This window comes from Sulfuricurvum sp. (assembly GCF_049277495.1).
Taxonomy (GTDB): Bacteria; Campylobacterota; Campylobacteria; order Campylobacterales; family Sulfurimonadaceae; genus Sulfuricurvum.
This window is the reverse complement of record NZ_JBASYM010000007.1, coordinates 44679-59850: the sequence shown is the minus strand read 5'-3', so window position 1 is coordinate 59850 and position 15172 is coordinate 44679. Positions and strand designations below refer to the sequence as shown.

General features: G+C 46.6%; 14 protein-coding genes. 11 read left to right on the top strand and 3 right to left on the bottom strand.

Translation table 11 applies throughout. The annotated features are described in order from the left end of the window. Both WAO38_RS01330 and kdsB read right to left on the bottom strand, forming a co-directional pair. A partial coding sequence (locus WAO38_RS01330; RefSeq protein WP_422233597.1) for an EAL and HDOD domain-containing protein occupies nucleotides 1-1086 on the bottom strand: 1086 nt, incomplete at its 3' end. 102 nt (nucleotides 1087-1188) lie between these two features. Then, nucleotides 1189-1908, bottom strand: coding sequence for a 3-deoxy-manno-octulosonate cytidylyltransferase (gene kdsB / locus WAO38_RS01325; protein WP_422233595.1), 720 nt, complete (start codon nucleotides 1906-1908; stop codon nucleotides 1189-1191). Nucleotides 1909-1962: 54 nt separating this feature from the next. Here kdsB and WAO38_RS01320 point away from each other — a divergent pair, with 54 nt between their 5' ends. The 9 genes from WAO38_RS01320 to WAO38_RS01280 all read left to right on the top strand — a co-directional run bounded on the left by WAO38_RS01320 (nucleotide 1963) and on the right by WAO38_RS01280 (nucleotide 11182). Continuing rightward, on the top strand, nucleotides 1963-2661 hold the full coding sequence (locus tag WAO38_RS01320) for a tRNA1(Val) (adenine(37)-N6)-methyltransferase (RefSeq protein ID WP_422233593.1): 699 nt from the start codon (nucleotides 1963-1965) through the stop codon (nucleotides 2659-2661). Then, nucleotides 2646-3026, top strand: a complete 381-nt coding sequence (locus tag WAO38_RS01315) for a YkgJ family cysteine cluster protein (RefSeq protein WP_422233591.1) — start codon at nucleotides 2646-2648, stop codon at nucleotides 3024-3026. The genes WAO38_RS01320 and WAO38_RS01315 overlap by 16 nt, the downstream gene beginning before the upstream one ends. Then, nucleotides 3019-4275 carry a tetratricopeptide repeat protein gene (locus WAO38_RS01310; protein WP_422233589.1) on the top strand — a complete coding sequence of 419 codons (1257 nt, stop codon included), beginning with the start codon at nucleotides 3019-3021 and terminating at the stop codon, nucleotides 4273-4275. Before WAO38_RS01315 ends, WAO38_RS01310 begins: the two co-directional genes overlap by 8 nt. Beyond that, nucleotides 4272-5057 carry an indole-3-glycerol phosphate synthase TrpC gene (gene trpC, locus WAO38_RS01305; protein WP_422233587.1) on the top strand — a complete coding sequence of 262 codons (786 nt, stop codon included), beginning with the start codon at nucleotides 4272-4274 and terminating at the stop codon, nucleotides 5055-5057. The genes WAO38_RS01310 and trpC overlap by 4 nt, the downstream gene beginning before the upstream one ends. An 86-nt stretch (nucleotides 5058-5143) precedes the next feature. After that, nucleotides 5144-6508 carry a circularly permuted type 2 ATP-grasp protein gene (locus WAO38_RS01300; protein WP_422233585.1) on the top strand — a complete coding sequence of 455 codons (1365 nt, stop codon included), beginning with the start codon at nucleotides 5144-5146 and terminating at the stop codon, nucleotides 6506-6508. Next, entirely contained in the window at nucleotides 6490-7206 is a 717-nt protein-coding gene (locus WAO38_RS01295; protein WP_422233583.1) for an alpha-E domain-containing protein, read from the top strand. Before WAO38_RS01300 ends, WAO38_RS01295 begins: the two co-directional genes overlap by 19 nt. Before the next feature lie 8 nt (nucleotides 7207-7214). Then, nucleotides 7215-8153, top strand: a complete 939-nt coding sequence (locus tag WAO38_RS01290; protein WP_422233581.1) for a M14 family metallopeptidase — start codon at nucleotides 7215-7217, stop codon at nucleotides 8151-8153. Then, nucleotides 8150-9079 (top strand): M14 family metallopeptidase, encoded by a 930-nt coding sequence (locus WAO38_RS01285; RefSeq protein ID WP_422233579.1) that lies wholly within the window; start codon nucleotides 8150-8152, stop codon nucleotides 9077-9079. The genes WAO38_RS01290 and WAO38_RS01285 overlap by 4 nt, the downstream gene beginning before the upstream one ends. A 78-nt stretch (nucleotides 9080-9157) precedes the next feature. After that, nucleotides 9158-11182 carry a diguanylate cyclase gene (locus WAO38_RS01280; protein ID WP_422233577.1) on the top strand — a complete coding sequence of 675 codons (2025 nt, stop codon included), beginning with the start codon at nucleotides 9158-9160 and terminating at the stop codon, nucleotides 11180-11182. A 154-nt stretch (nucleotides 11183-11336) separates the two neighbouring features. On the opposite strand, the gene WAO38_RS01275 is transcribed toward WAO38_RS01280, so the two are convergent. Further along, nucleotides 11337-11780 carry a GatB/YqeY domain-containing protein gene (locus WAO38_RS01275; protein ID WP_422233575.1) on the bottom strand — a complete coding sequence of 148 codons (444 nt, stop codon included), beginning with the start codon at nucleotides 11778-11780 and terminating at the stop codon, nucleotides 11337-11339. A gap of 57 nt (nucleotides 11781-11837) precedes the next feature. Between WAO38_RS01275 and flgH the strand changes: the two genes are divergently transcribed. Together flgH and WAO38_RS01265 are read left to right on the top strand one after the other, a co-directional pair. Next, on the top strand, nucleotides 11838-12554 hold the full coding sequence (gene flgH / locus WAO38_RS01270; protein WP_422233573.1) for a flagellar basal body L-ring protein FlgH: 717 nt from the start codon (nucleotides 11838-11840) through the stop codon (nucleotides 12552-12554). Nucleotides 12555-12637: 83 nt separating this feature from the next. Continuing rightward, complete coding sequence (locus tag WAO38_RS01265) at nucleotides 12638-15172, top strand: cation-translocating P-type ATPase (protein WP_422233571.1); 2535 nt, start codon at nucleotides 12638-12640, stop codon at nucleotides 15170-15172.

Below are 15172 nucleotides of genomic sequence, written 5' to 3'. Positions count from 1 at the left end.
CATCAAGCTTCCTGCAAAGATCCCTTTTTTATGTAAAATCAACGAGGTGATGTCACTGTCCATATTGATATGGGTCATCAGCTCTTTGATATTGGTTTCAAAGATGGAGCCAAGTAGAGAAAACATCCCGGCCAAATAGGCTTTATCTTTATTTTTTTCAGATGCTTCAGCCTCCATGCTTTCGGCTCTTTTAATTGCAAGATCGAGCAGTGTCTTGGATGCAGGATTTCGTGAAAGCTCCGAATACAGATAGACCAGCAGCCATCGAAGCAGTTTTTGCCTCCCCATCAAATTGATCACTTGGGGCAACGATTCGACTTTGGTATTGAGCTTTTCTGAGTTATTAAAAAACTGTATCAGTTTAAAAGAGAGATCGGCCTGTTTTTTCAAAAAGTATTCAAGTTTTTCATTGGCGGTATTATCCTCTTTGATGATTTTGATGAGTTGAAGGATGACAAATTGGGCAGCTTCTTTGGGGCCGACGATTTCAATCTCGTCTGGTCGGTCAAGATAGTATCCCTGAAATAAGCTGAATCCCAGTTCCACACATTTTTTATAATCTTCTTTCGTCTCGATATTCTGGGCTAACAGCTGGAGACGTGTCCCTTCAAATTTTTTGATCACTTTTTCGAGATTTTCAGGTCGAGAGAGGGCTATGTCCATTTTTATGATGTCGATATAATTGAACAGCAGTCTGAATTTATGGAGCATTTCGGCACTAGAGTCAAAACGCTCCAGTGAGAGCATGAATCCTCTCTTTTTGTACTGGATGATCTTGTTGAGGATGGTATCATCGAGCTTGATGTCTTCGAGGATATTGAGGACAAATCGATCTTTGTCCAAAATATCCAATATCCCTTTGGTCAGAGTTGTTTCATCAATATTGATAAATGCAAGGATGTTTTTCCCAAGCAATTTATCAAGTTCAGGGCTGGTTATGGAACTCATGATAAGCCGTGATGTTTCTTTGACTCTGTCTGATAGACCGGTATACCTGTCCGATCCGTCTTTAAAAAGGAGCTCATAGGCAAAAACTTCGTTTTTTCGATTGAAAATCTTTTGTTTAGAGAGGCGCATAATATTCATAATTTATCCTTCAAAGAATAAATTATGGCATAAATTTTTGTGGTATTGTTTGAAAAGTCTTGTTTTTGATAAGCACTGCTAAAAGATGCGGCGGTTTCTGACTTATATCCCGAAAATCTTCTTCGCCCGTTCCAAGTCTTCCACGGTATCGATCCCGAATCCGCTGCTCGCCACTTTGACCATCGAGATTTTTTTACCGTGGTAGAGGGCGCGGAGCTGTTCGAGTTTTTCGATGTCTTCGAGCGGTGCTTCGCCGAGGGCACAGAAATCATGGAGTGATTTTTTTGTAAATCCGTAGATGCCGATATGCCCGAAATACGACGCCTCGCCGCTGCGGTTGAACGGGATCGGGCTTCGGGAAAAATAGATCGCGTTGTGGTTGACGTCGGTGATCACTTTGACGAGGTTGGCATCATCGGCCGATTCGGTGTTGATCGCGTTGTAGCAGCTCGCCATGATAAAAGGCTCGTCTTGAATTTTCAGATAGTTGAGACGTTTGATGAGGAGGGTTAACACTTCCGTTTCGATAAACGGTTCGTCCGCCTGGACGTTGATGATGAGCTCATCGTCGGGAATATCGAGGATCTGGGCGCACTCATTGATCCGGTCGGTTCCGCTTTTGTGGGTCGTGGAGGTGAGACGCGCTTCGACACCGTGAGCCGCACAAATCTCCAAGATTTTTTCATCATCGCAGGCGACGACGACACGGTCGATTTTCGCAACCTGTTTGGCCGTACGGATCACCATCGGCAAACCGCCGATATCGGCGAGGACTTTTTCGGGAAAGCGGGTAGAAGCGAGACGGGCAGGAATGATAATCATAGTTAAACCTATAGAGAGATATAATTGCCTAAATCATAACGCAAAGAGTCGTAAATGCTCCTTTATCAGCCCGATGGCGGCTACTGTTACAACAGCGATTCGATATTGCTGTATGGATTTATTACCCGTTTTGCCCCACGAGGGAGAGTTCTCGACGTCGGTGCTGGGAGCGGAATCGTCGGCCTTCTCATCGGGCGTGATTTTCCCGATATTACGCTCGAAGCGGTTGAGAAACAGCCTCTGTATGCGGAGTTTGCCCGTCGAAATGCCCAGATCAACAAAATCGGCTATATGCTTCATGAGGGAGATTTCTTAGAGCTCGGAAACCATGGAAGCTATGATTGGATCGTTTCCAATCCCCCTTTTTACCATGAAAATGTTTCGCGTTCGGAAAACCCGCTTCTTCATCAGGCCCGCTATAACGTCCACTTGCCGATCGAACCGTTTATGACGAAAATATCCAAGCTTCTCAAATCCAACGGCGAAGCGGCGATCTGTTACGATGCGGGTCAGAGTGTCCAACTTTTCAGTGCATGCGAACGTTCAGGATTAAGAGTCGTTGATGTACAATTCGTCCATTCTAAGGCAGATCGTCCCAGCACTCTGGTCATGATCCATTTGAAAAAAAACTCAAAATCGGCACTCACGGTAATGCCCCCGCTCATAACGGAGGAAAATGGTGCGTACACTGCCACGGTGCAGGCGATTTATGACAAGGCAAAGGCACACAGTATCAAATGTCCGAGTATATGACACAAGAAGGTTTCACTTATGCGTTCGACCCATCGGCATGCGCCTCATGCGGAGGAAACTGCTGTACGGGAGAGAGCGGCAATATTTTTGTTTCCGTCACCGAAATAGCGGCGATTGCAAAGCTTTTGGAGATGGATGAAAATGAGTTTCGCCGTACCTACCTGCGCAAAGAAGTCTATCGCTATTCTCTCAAAGAGAAAAAAGTGAACGGATCCTACGACTGTGTGTTTTTCGATCGTTCACTTAAGGGGTGTAGTATTTACCAAGCGCGTCCTCTGCAGTGTCGAACGTTTCCTTTTTGGGATTACTTTCGCCACCGTATCGATGAACTGAAAGCTGAATGCCCGGGAATTATCCATGATTAAATATTTATCGATAGCCGTCTTGCTGGTCTCCATCGCCGGTGCCACATCGAAACCGTCACTCTATCCCAATATGATAGAAGATACCTTCTCCCTCTATGCGCTGGATGCCCAAATGCATCAAAAACATCGTCAGGCTTCAGGATTTTTTTCCGAACTGTACAAACGGACATCGAAAAAAGAGTATCTGTATCAGTCGCTCCGCATGCTGGAACAAGCCGGGGATATCAAAGCACTCTCCACATTGACCGCAGAAGCGCTCAGCAAATCACCCGAAGATGAAACGCTCAAACGGTTCGAGATCATTTCCTTGCTCAAAGCGGGCAATTTCGGTGAAGCTTCCCAAAAAGCGCTGCTGCTGAGCGAAAAGAGCAAAGCCCCGTCTGATTATCTCCTCTATGCGGAGGCCAGGTTGAAACTCGCCGATTATCCGGGCGGGGTAGCGGCTCTGAAAAAAGCGTATGCCCTGAACTACGATGAATCGACGGCAGAGCGGATAGCTTTGATCCAATACGCACAGCTCGGGAAAAAAACGGAAGCGATCACGTTTTTAAAAGATCATATCGGTGCCCACGGGAACAGCAAAATCGTCGGGAAACGGCTGGCAACGCTGTATGCTGACAGCGGCGAGTTGGATAATGCGGCAGCAATCTATGAACAGACGTATGATATCGATGCCGATCCGCTGATCGCCGAAGAGGCCATCAAGATTTATGCGTTTCAGCGCAATCTGTCCAAAATGGAGATGCTGCTCGAAAAGTCCCATATCAATGACCCTCTTTTGCTGGACATCTATGTTCGAACCAAAACCTTCGGCAAAGCTTCGGCTTTAGCCCAAGCGCTTTATGAGAAGGAAGACAATCCCCTCTATTTAGCTCAAAGTTCCGTTTACACTTATGAGGGAGCATCGAACCGTTCCGATCCGGTTATGATTGCCAAAGTGGTCAAGGGGCTGAAAAAAGCCAATGCAGAGTTTGAAGACCCTCTGTATCTCAACTATCTGGGCTATCTGATGATCGAACATGATTTGAATGTGACCGAGGGGATGGAATATGTCCGCCGTGCCCTGGACAAACAGCCGGATTCGCCGTTTTATATCGATTCGTTGGCATGGGGCCATTATAAACTGGGCGAGTGTGATGAAGCCAAAAAGCTGATCAAGCAGGTCGAGTCGATGATAGGGACGGAAGAAGAAGAGGTCAAAGAACATATTAAAGCGATTGAAGCGTGTAAAACTAAGGAGAAGCAGTGATATTAGATGAAATCATCAAAAAAACCAAAGAAGATTTAAAAGAGCGCGAAGCCAAGTTCAGCATGGAATGGCTCGGGCGTTCATTGGCATTCAATGCCCGCGCTCCGCGCGATGTCCGTCCATTTTTGACCTCGACCCCGCAAGAACCGTACCGCATTATCTCGGAAGTGAAAAAAGCGAGCCCGTCAAAAGGGGTTATTCGCGAAGATTTCGATCCCGTGGCGATAGCGCAGGCGTATGAACGCGGCGGCGCGAATGCGATCTCTATCTTGACCGAACCGCACTTTTTCCAGGGTAACCTCGATTATCTGGCAGAAATCCGCCGTTATGTGAGTATTCCGCTTTTGCGAAAAGATTTTATCGTTTCCAAATACCAGCTCCTCGAAGCCCTGGTGTACGGTGCGGATTTTGTTCTCCTGATCGCCGCGGCACTCTCCACGAGCGAACTCAAAGAGCTGTTGAACTACACCCGCCATTTAGGGATGGAAGCGTTGGTCGAGATTCACGATAAATCGGAGTTGACCAAAGCGATCACGGCGGGTGCCGATATCATCGGAATCAACCACCGCAATCTTCAGACATTCGATATGAACATGAATCTGAGCTATGATTTGATCCCCTTAATCCCGAACGGAAAGATCATTGTTGCCGAAAGCGGCATATATGAGCATGGCCAGCTTGAGGATTTAAACAAAGCCGGAGTCGACGCATTTTTGGTCGGCGAATCGCTGATGCGCCAAGATGATGTAGAAAGTGCACTCAGAATCCTTAAAAACGGGTAAAAATAAGATTTGACTACTTTTTAAGCAACCCTTGAGATTAGTTTAGGATATGATTGAGTTAGTCCTAATTCTAACAAGGGGTGTGCATGATCGAACCGGTAAGTCCAGAATTACAAAAATTTTATGATATTTTTGAGAGTGTGGATCAGACAAAAGTTTCCGAATTTAAAGATTTTCTCGAAGCCAACGCGGTCAATTTCAACCTCTTTAAAGAGGGAAATTTCATTGAGCGCTCTTTTCCTTTTGATATGATCCCCCGTATTATCCCCAAAGCCGAATTTGACGATTTAGAAGCAGGAATCATCCAGCGGGTCAAAGCGCTGAATGCGTTTTTGAATGATATTTATAACGATCAAAAAATTGTTAAAGACGGTGTCGTTCCGCGTGAATATGTCGATTCGGCAAAAGCATTTTTACCCCAGTTTATGGGGGTTAACCCTCCCAAAGGGGTTCGTACCCATATCAGCGGTATTGACTTGGTCAAAGATGCGGTGAGCGGTAAGTGGATTATTCTCGAAGACAACCTTCGCGTTCCGAGCGGGGTGAGCTATCCGCTCACGATCCGCCGTGCATTCCGCCATACGTATCCGGAATTTTTTGAATCGATGAAAATATCGAAAATCAAACATTACGGTGACGAGCTCAAAGCGGCAATGGATTACGTCAATACCGGAGGACTCAATGTCGTCCTGACTCCGGGGCGTTACAACTCGGCCTATTATGAACACAGCTACCTTGCCAAGATAATCGGAGCGACACTCGCTACCGGTGATGATTTGGTCATAGAAAACGATGAAGTTTTCTTGTGCTCCTATGATGGAGAACGTCTCCGCGTCGGAGCAATTTACCGGCGATTGGATGATGATTTCCTCGATCCCGAAGAGTTTGAAGCCGACAGCCTTATCGGGATAAAAGGTCTCGTTCGGGCATACCGTGCCGGAAATGTGGCGATTATGAACAGTATCGGAAACGGTGTTGCCGATGATAAAGGGATCTATTATTTTGTTCCGGAGATGGTCAAATATTATTTGAAAGAAGAGCCGATTCTCTCGAATGCCCCGACCTATTTGCCGTACTATGAAAAAGACCGCGAATATGTTTTGGCCAATATCGATAAATTGGTAATCAAAGATGTCGCTGAAGCGGGAGGATACGGTGTACTGTTCGGAAACCGTCTGAATCCTGAACAGCGCCAAGAGATCATTGATATGATTTTGGCGGATCCGCGCCGTTTTATCGCCCAAGAGGTCATTGAATTTTACGATTTACCGTGTATGATGGAGGGGGAAATTCTTCCGCGAAAAGCTGATTTACGAGCCTATGTTATTCATGGCGAGAATATCACTGTCAGTATGGGCGGATTGACCCGTTATGCGATGGAAGAGGGGAATTACCTCGTTAACTCGTCCCAAGGGGGCGGATTTAAAGACACATGGGTGGTGGAACTATGATTATCAACGGGATCGCGATTTCGGTAAATACCGCACAGCGTCTATATTGGTTCGGACGTTATGTTCAGCGTGCAGAGACGATGCTCAAAGAGTTGGTGAACGGTTATGATTATGTCATCGACAGAGATTTGGACGAGGGGCGAAAACTCTATGCAAAACTCGGTGTTGAAATCGAGTACGAGAATGCACTTGATTTTCTTAAACAAGGGGTGTACGGTACCTATGGCGGAAGTATTGAACAAATCATCAGCTGGGCTCGGGAAAATGCGATAGAGACACGCCATTTGCTGGATGACCGGGGTTTTGCGACACTTAACAAAATTCATAATCAACTGGTAGCCGGACGAAACCGTGCGGTAAGCCCGGCAAACCTGGAAGAGATTATCGACGATTGCAGTTTGATATTGGGGATATTTTCGACTGAACTGGATCGTACACGCGCCTATCAACTGATCCGTTTCGGACAGCAGATTGAACGTTTTGATCTTATTTTACGCCTCTACGGAGAGATCGAGATGGTGACGGCGGATATCGATGTCATCAATACGATCGCCAGACAGTTAAACCGTAATTATCGCCCTATTAATGTCACGACATCGGACATTTCAAAATTTCTCCTTTTTCTTAACAGTGTGGTTGACCGTGTGATTCAAAAAGATACCTGTGCCGCAGTATCTTCGCAAACACAAGCGCAATAGGAGAGCAGGTGGGTGTGATTGAAGAGGTCTTTGCCATCGATTTGCCGGTAGGGGAACAGTTCCGGATACAGCGCTGCCGTTATCAGCCCGAAAAAGGGGAAACGTCTAAACGTATCTCGATTGTCAGCGGAATCCACGGAGATGAGCTGGAGGGGCAATATGTCTGTTTTCTTTTGGGCGAGTGGCTTCGGGCCAATCCCGATAAGATAAAAGGGATTATTGATATCTATCCGGCTATTAACAGTCTCGGGCTTGACAGTATTACCCGTTCCGTCCCTTTTTATGATGTCGATCTAAACCGTATGTTTCCCGGAAGCAAAAATGATTTTCTCCCCGCACAGATCGCCGATGGAGTCGTCAGTGCAATGCAGGGGTCTGAAATCGCTATCGACATTCATTCCAGCAATGTCTTTTTACGCGAGATCCCGCAAGTGCGTATCGCCAAATCCCAAGAAGCGGTATTGGTACCGCTGGCCAACAAACTCAACATCGATTTTGTATGGGTACATGATGCCGTAACGGTTTTGGAATCGACTTTTGCCCATGCGATGAATACGCTGGGAACCAAGACACTTGTCGTTGAGATGGGGGTTGGGATGCGTTTGGGCAAAGCTTACGGTCATCAGCTTCTGGACGGGATTTTAAATTTGATGGCATGCGAGGGATTCTTATCCATTGAACCGCTGGATGTGCGGATGCCGATCCAATCGCATGTGGGTGAGGTGGCGTATCTGAATGCATCCTGCCCGGGACTTTTCGTCCCTGCCATCGAACACTGCCAAATGATAGAGAAAGGGTCTGTCGTCGGACAAATCGTCGATCCCCTGAGCGGACAAACCCTCGATGAAGTGATCGCTCCGATCGGAGGGATACTCTTTACCCTCAGAGCCTATCCGATCGTGTATGAAGGCTCATTGGTCGGCCGAATTTTTGGAGAAAACGGATGAAGCGTATCGAGATACTCAATTTTAAATCCCCGAACCGTGCCCCTTTGAAAGTCGAAGGATTTTTATTCGGCGAAGATTCAGAAGGGCCGTCGGTTGCAATCGTAGGAGCTATGAGCGGCGACCATATCAATCAGCTTTATGTCGCCTCGCGCCTCGTTGAGCACCTCAGACACAAAGAAGAAGAGGGAAAAATTATCGGGAAGATCTTGGTGATTCCCGCCGTGAATACCTATGCCCTCAATATGGGGCAGCCTTTTTGGCCGCTCGACAAAACCGATATGAATATGATGTTTCCGGGATATGCGGAGGGAGAGACGACCCAGCGGATTGCGGCAAAGCTTTTCGAGGCGCTTAAAGGGTATGATTTCGGGATTATCTTGGAGGGACGGCGGGATCAGGGGATGTGCCTGCCGTATGTGAAACTGATCAAAAGCGGCTACGAAGATATCGATTCGGCGAAAGATTTAGGGATGCGTTTTATCCATTACCGCTCTTATAGCCCGATCGAGACGGTTATGCTGCAGTATAACTGGCAACTCTGGGAGACCAAGGCGCTCTCAATCGTTTTCGGAAAAAACGGTTCGATCGATCATGCCAGCAGCAGCGAAGTCCAAGGTGCATTGATACGCTTTATGGCAAAACAGAAGATACTCAATGTACCGGTATTCGACGGATTTCAAAGCAATATCATTGAACCCGAAAAGATTACAATTCTCAAAGCATCCCGTGCCGGTATTTTTGATTCATCGGTATCGTGCGGAACCACAGTCGAAAAAGGGGATATTTTAGGGGGGATTACCGATGCGCTCAGCGGTGAAAAGCTGGAAAAAATCGTTGCTCCGATCGGAGGAGTGTTGACCTGCCAATATTCCCATCCGCTTATTTTTCAAAATTCCATCGCGTTTAGGATCGCTTCTGTAGAATAAAGCAATGTTTTTTTTTTTATTTTAATCGTCATATGTTATAATCATTTAAATTTATAAAATGATGCAACAGGGACGAAAATGCAATCGTATACGACTTATAAACGACTTATCGCTAAAACGGTAATCATCTCTTTATTAGCAAGTTTATCCGTGGCGTTTTTGTACGGTCTGTATATCAAAAAGCGGGCAGTTGACGATCTCGCCCGTATCGATGCCCGTAAAACGAGCCGTATGGCCTTTGAGGCACTGTATTCCGCGATGGAAAAAGGGTGGAGTAAAGAAGATCTCGATGCGATTATTCTCCGCTTGAACAAAGTTGAGCCGAAAATGCGGATCAATGCCTATCGCAGTCCTATCGTAGCGGAATTGTTCGGAGAACACAGTACCGACAAACAGGTCCGTGAGCATGACCCGATGGTTTTGCGTGCCATGAAGGGCGAAGAGGTCCTTACCGGGGACGATGAGATCCGATACCTCTATCCGATTGTTGTAAAGAAAGAGTGTATCAGCTGTCATACGAATGCTAAGATCGGAGACATTAACGGCGTTATCGATGTCCGTTTTCCGGTCGCCAATCTTAAAATCTCGCTCACGACGATGATCAACTCGTTTATTATCTTTTTTGTCCTCTTTACCATCATTATTTTCGGATTTTTGTACTATAAACTCAATTCTTTGCTCGTGGAGCCGTTAAAACAGTTTCTGTTGATGATTCAAGAGATCATCAGCAAAAACGATATGGCAAAGCGGGTGAGTCTCAAGACAAAGATTCTGGAAGTCAAAAATATCGAGAACTATTTCAACAAAATGCTGGATTCGATTCAAGATTATTATGAAAAACTTCAGCAGCTCTCAGACAGGGATTATCTTACCGGACTCTATAACCGCCGTAAATTTGAAGAGTTTTTGGATTATGAGATCAAACGTTCGCTGCGGCACCACCATCAATTTACTATTTTGATGATCGATTTGGATAATTTTAAATACATCAACGATACCTATGGACACGCTTCGGGGGATTTAGTCCTCAAAGAGGTGACCCAAATATTTGGGTCCAACCTTCGCAATGCCGATATTTTAGCCCGTTTAGGGGGTGATGAGTTTGCCGTTATCCTGCCGGAAACTCCTTATGAAAACGGATATGCCGTCGTTGAAAAACTTCGGTCGCGTCTTGAAGGGACACCTATTTCTCTGATGTTTGATCAGATAACCCTGACGGCAAGTTTCGGAATCGCCGAGTATCCCGAACAAGGTGAAAATATCGAATCCCTTCTCACGGGATCGGATTTGGCCATGTATAAAGCCAAACGCGCCGGGAAAAATACGATTGCCCGTGCCGATCAAAGCGATCAGGAAATAGCGGCAGAGATCCAGAAAAAAGGGGAATTCCTGCGCCGGGCGATCGATGAAGACCGGGTAGAACCGTTTGTCCAGCCGATTTATAATGTCAGTAACGGAGAGTTGTTCGGATATGAGGTTCTCGCACGTATCCGCGACGGTAAACGCTATATGGCGGCAGGGCAGTTTATCGAAGTGGCCGAAAGTCTTGGATTCGCCCCTAAGATCGATCATATTATTTTGACGAAAGGGCTGCAAAGACGGGAAGAAAAAGGGTTATGGGATAAGCAGTTCTTCTTTAATCTCTCAACCAACAGTCTTTTCGGCGGTGAATATGTTGATTTGATCCAGTCCCATTACGCCCGTCACCCGAAAGGGGCATCACACGGCGGTGTGACCATTGAGATTTTAGAGCGTGAGGCAATCCATAACGTGAACGGCTTGATGGAGATTATTGAAAAAATGAAAGAGCTTGGGATAGCATTCGCCTTGGATGATTTCGGATCAGGATTTTCGTCGTTCGTATACCTCAAATATTTTGATACCGATTATGTCAAAATCGACGGTGAATTTGTAAAGAATATCGCCGTCAATGAAAAAGACCGTATTTTCGTAAAGCATATCCATCAGATTGCCAAAGAGTTTGGCAAGATGACGGTTGCGGAATACGTAGAGGACGAAGAGACCCTCAAAATCCTCAGAGAGATCGGCGTGGATTACGCCCAAGGGTTCCATTACGGCCGGCCGGAGCTGTTGGGTTCGTAGTCTTATTCGACCCCTATATGGAGCATCCAATACTTATGATCAGTCGGAAGAGATAGGAAAGTTTGTTTTCGCCAATTTGTGTAAAAGCCGGATAAGTCTTAGTGAAGGGAGGTCATATAAAGCATATGACCTTTTTTTTTCTGTTTGAGATGATTTAGCTCAAAATCTTTTTGGCACATTCGTTGATCCGCTTGCCGTCGGCTTGAGCGCCGAGGGTTTTCGACGCGGCACCCATGATCCGTCCGATGTCTTTGATCGAAGTGGCACCGATTTCGGTGATCAGTGAACGGAGCGCATTTTCGAGCTCGTCATCCGAAAGCTGCTTCGGAAGATAAGTTTCGAAAATAGCGGCTTCGGAAGCCTCTTTTTCATACAAATCTTCACGTCCCGCTTCACGGTACTGGCTCATCGCATCATTGCGCTGTTTGACCTGTTTTTGGATGATTTTGATGACATCTTCATCGGTGAGTTCTTTGCGCTCATCGACTTCGATTTGTTTCATCGCGCTGCTGAGAAGACGAAGCGCATCGCGTAAGGCACTGTTTTTTTCTTTCATCGCTGTTTTGATATCGTCGTTAATTTGCTCTCTGAGTGTCATAAATTTCCTTGGAACTATATTTGCTTTATTATAGCTAAATATGACTTGGGCGGAACAATGCGAATATCCTTATACTTATTAATATTATCAGCTTCTTTATTGCTAAGCGGCTGTACCGCACGTTTGACAGAACCTGAAATCGCATTTACCCCTCCGAAATACGTGGAAGAGATGCCCTCACGCGAAGAAGAAAATACTTTCGTAGCACGCGGAAGTCTGTTCGGACAGGGAGACAGTCCCCTCTTTTCTGACCATAAAGCGATGCATGTCAATGATATCGTTACGGTTGTGATTTCGGAGACGGCAAGCAGCACGAACGTGGGTAAAAAAGCTCTTTCCGAAGCCGATACTATCGGATTAAACGGGGGTGTATTCGCTTCCGCCGGAGATAACTCAGCCGTGAATTCGGCCATCAACAAACTAAACGGTTTAACGAATATCGGTTTGTCCGGCGGGTCTACGTCGGCGTATACGGGATCAGGAAGTGCAACGAAGAATGCCTCTTTCACGACAACCGTATCGGCACGGATTGTTAAAGTGATGGCAAACGGAAACTATTTTATCACCGGACGACGGGAGATCATGGTTGATGAACAAAAACAGATTATGCAGCTAAGCGGGGTTATCCGACCGTACGATATCGATCAGAACAACCAAATCAACTCGTCTAAGATCTCCGATGCAAAAATCCTCTACGCCAACGAGGGTGACATCGACCGCTCGACCCAGCAAGGATGGGCCAGTAAAATAGCAGGAGCCGTCTGGCCGTTTTAAGCGAAATTCCCCTATTTACCCTAATGGGGTGATATTATGTTAATATGGCTCTTTACAGTCTAATAGAGATGGAAGAGTCAAAAATGAAAAATTTCGATCACTCTTATACCAAAACTCCCGATGAACTTTATGAATTGTTAGAAAGTTCTGCATCCGGCATAGAAGCTAATGAAGCGGAAAAACGCCTTCGTATATACGGGTTCAATACGCTCAAAGAAGAGGAACGCTCTTACTTCTCAATTTTTTTAGGACAGTTCAAAAGCCCCATTGTCGCCATTTTGATCGCGGCGGCAATGTTGTCGTTGGTGATGGGACATCGAACGGACAGTATGATAATCGTAGGGATTCTCATCATCAACAGTCTCTTGGGATTTGTTCAGGAATACAGGGCCGAAACTTCCATCAGAGCATTGAAAAAATTGACCGAAACGCACGTTAAGGTGATACGAAGAGGACTGGAAGCACTGATACCTTCCCATGAAGTTGTCTTGGGCGATGTTATTTTGTTAGGGGAGGGCGACCTTGTCCCGGCTGATATCCGCCTGATCGAATCGCATGCCCTTCAGGCAGACGAAGCGATTTTGACGGGAGAATCGGTCCCGAGTGCCAAAGAGGCAAACGTTCTCCTCCCGATCGAGGCGCTTCCGTATGAGCGGAACAATACCCTTTTTTCGGGAACGCATATCATTAAGGGGACGGGTGTAGGGATTGTCACTTCGACGGGAGAAAACACTTATTTAGCGTCTATTGCACGGAGTGCAAAAGAGCAATCTCCACACTCTCCCCTCACGCGCGCACTGGCCATATTTTCCAAACGTTTGATTCTTGTTCTCATTGTCATTCTTTTAGTTGTCGGGATTGTAGGGCTCTTGCAGGGGCGGAGCCAGGGAGAAATGGCTTCTATTTTGATTGCGGAGCTGGTTTCGGCCGTTCCGGAGGGGCTTCCTATCGTTGTGACCCTTATTTTGGCATTGGGTGCATACCGGCTCAGCCGCCATAAAGTACTGGTCCGTCATCTCCCTTCGGTCGAAGCGTTGGGAAGTGCATCGGTGATCGCCACCGATAAAACCGGGACCATTACCGAGGGGTTTTTATCGGTTCGTCAGACGGAAGCTTTGGATCATGAAGAGTTGAAAATGTGTGCCGCATTGTGCAACGATGCCAGCGAAGAACGGGGTGATCCGGCGGAAACGGCATTGGTTCGGTGGATCGGCGAAGAGTACATTTCGATTCGAAACAATCACCCCCGTATCTTCTATCACCCATTCGATCCTCAATCGCGTTTTATGGCTACGATCAATCAAAATGATGCGCAAGAGCGCCTCCATATAAAAGGGGCGTATGAAGCACTCCGATCAATGGCGAAAAATCCCGAAAATGAGCTGCAGAGGCTCGATAACGCTCACGATGCGATGGCTCATGCGGGGCTTCGTCTTCTTGCATTCGGGATCAGTGATGAAAAGTGGGAAGATCCATCAGAATGGAATATCCGAATCGTCGGTCTGATCGGGTTTGCCGATGCCGCAAAAAGCGGCGTAGAGAGTGCGGTCGCACAGGCGCAAGAGGCAGGAATCCGTGTCGTGATGGTGACGGGGGATAATCCGATAACGGCGCAGGTAATTGCCAAAGAAGTGGGAATATGGAAAGAGGGGGATACTATCCTCAACGGCAGTGAAATCGAAAATATGGATGATGAAGAGCTTCATAGCGTACTACATGGCTGTACCGTAGTCGCCAGAGCTTTGCCGGAACACAAATACCGGATCGTCAAACTGCTTCAGACGCATGGCGAAATCGTCGCCGTAACCGGGGATGGGGTCAACGATGTTCCGGCACTCAAAGCGGCTGATTTGGGGATCGCGATGGGCAACGGCAGCGAAGCGGCAAAATCGACGGCAAAAATGGTGATAACGGATAATAACCTCGGGGTCATCGTCGATGCAATCCGGCAGGGGAGGATCATTACCGCCAATCTTCGAAAGGTTATTTTTTATCTTCTCGCCACCTGCTTCGATGAAATACTCCTTATCAGCGGAGCCATTTTGATGGGCCTCCCTTTGCCGATTCATGCGACGCAAATTCTTTGGGTAAACATTGTAACCGACGGGGTAACGGATAAGACGTTTCCGATGTGCCGCGAAGAGGGAAATGTAATGAAGAGGTTTCCAAGACGGCTGGAAACACAGTTTTTTGACCGTTGGCAGGTAGCACGAATCGGATGGGTTTCTATAATCAACGCATCGGTGACATTGGCAGTGTTTTTACATCTGCTGAGGGAAGGGTACAGCTATGAGACGGCGCTGACGGTATCGTTTTGTATCATAGTGACATCGCAATGGGTGAACGGCATTTTAGCCCAGAAAGAGGAAGAGCCTTTTTTTTACAATATCCGAAGCAGTATAACGATCAATCCGGCCATTTGGATCGGAATCGGAATCGGATTGGCACTTCAGGCCGTCGCCCTCTACGTTGTGCCCAAATGGTTCCATGCCGTCTCTCCGGATGGGGAAATGCTCGCTTGGATCGGTATGGCTACCGTTTTGATTTTTATCCTGATCGAAAGTTATAAATGGATGGAGTGGGGCCTCAAAAAATGGATAAAGCGGGAAGAGAACTGA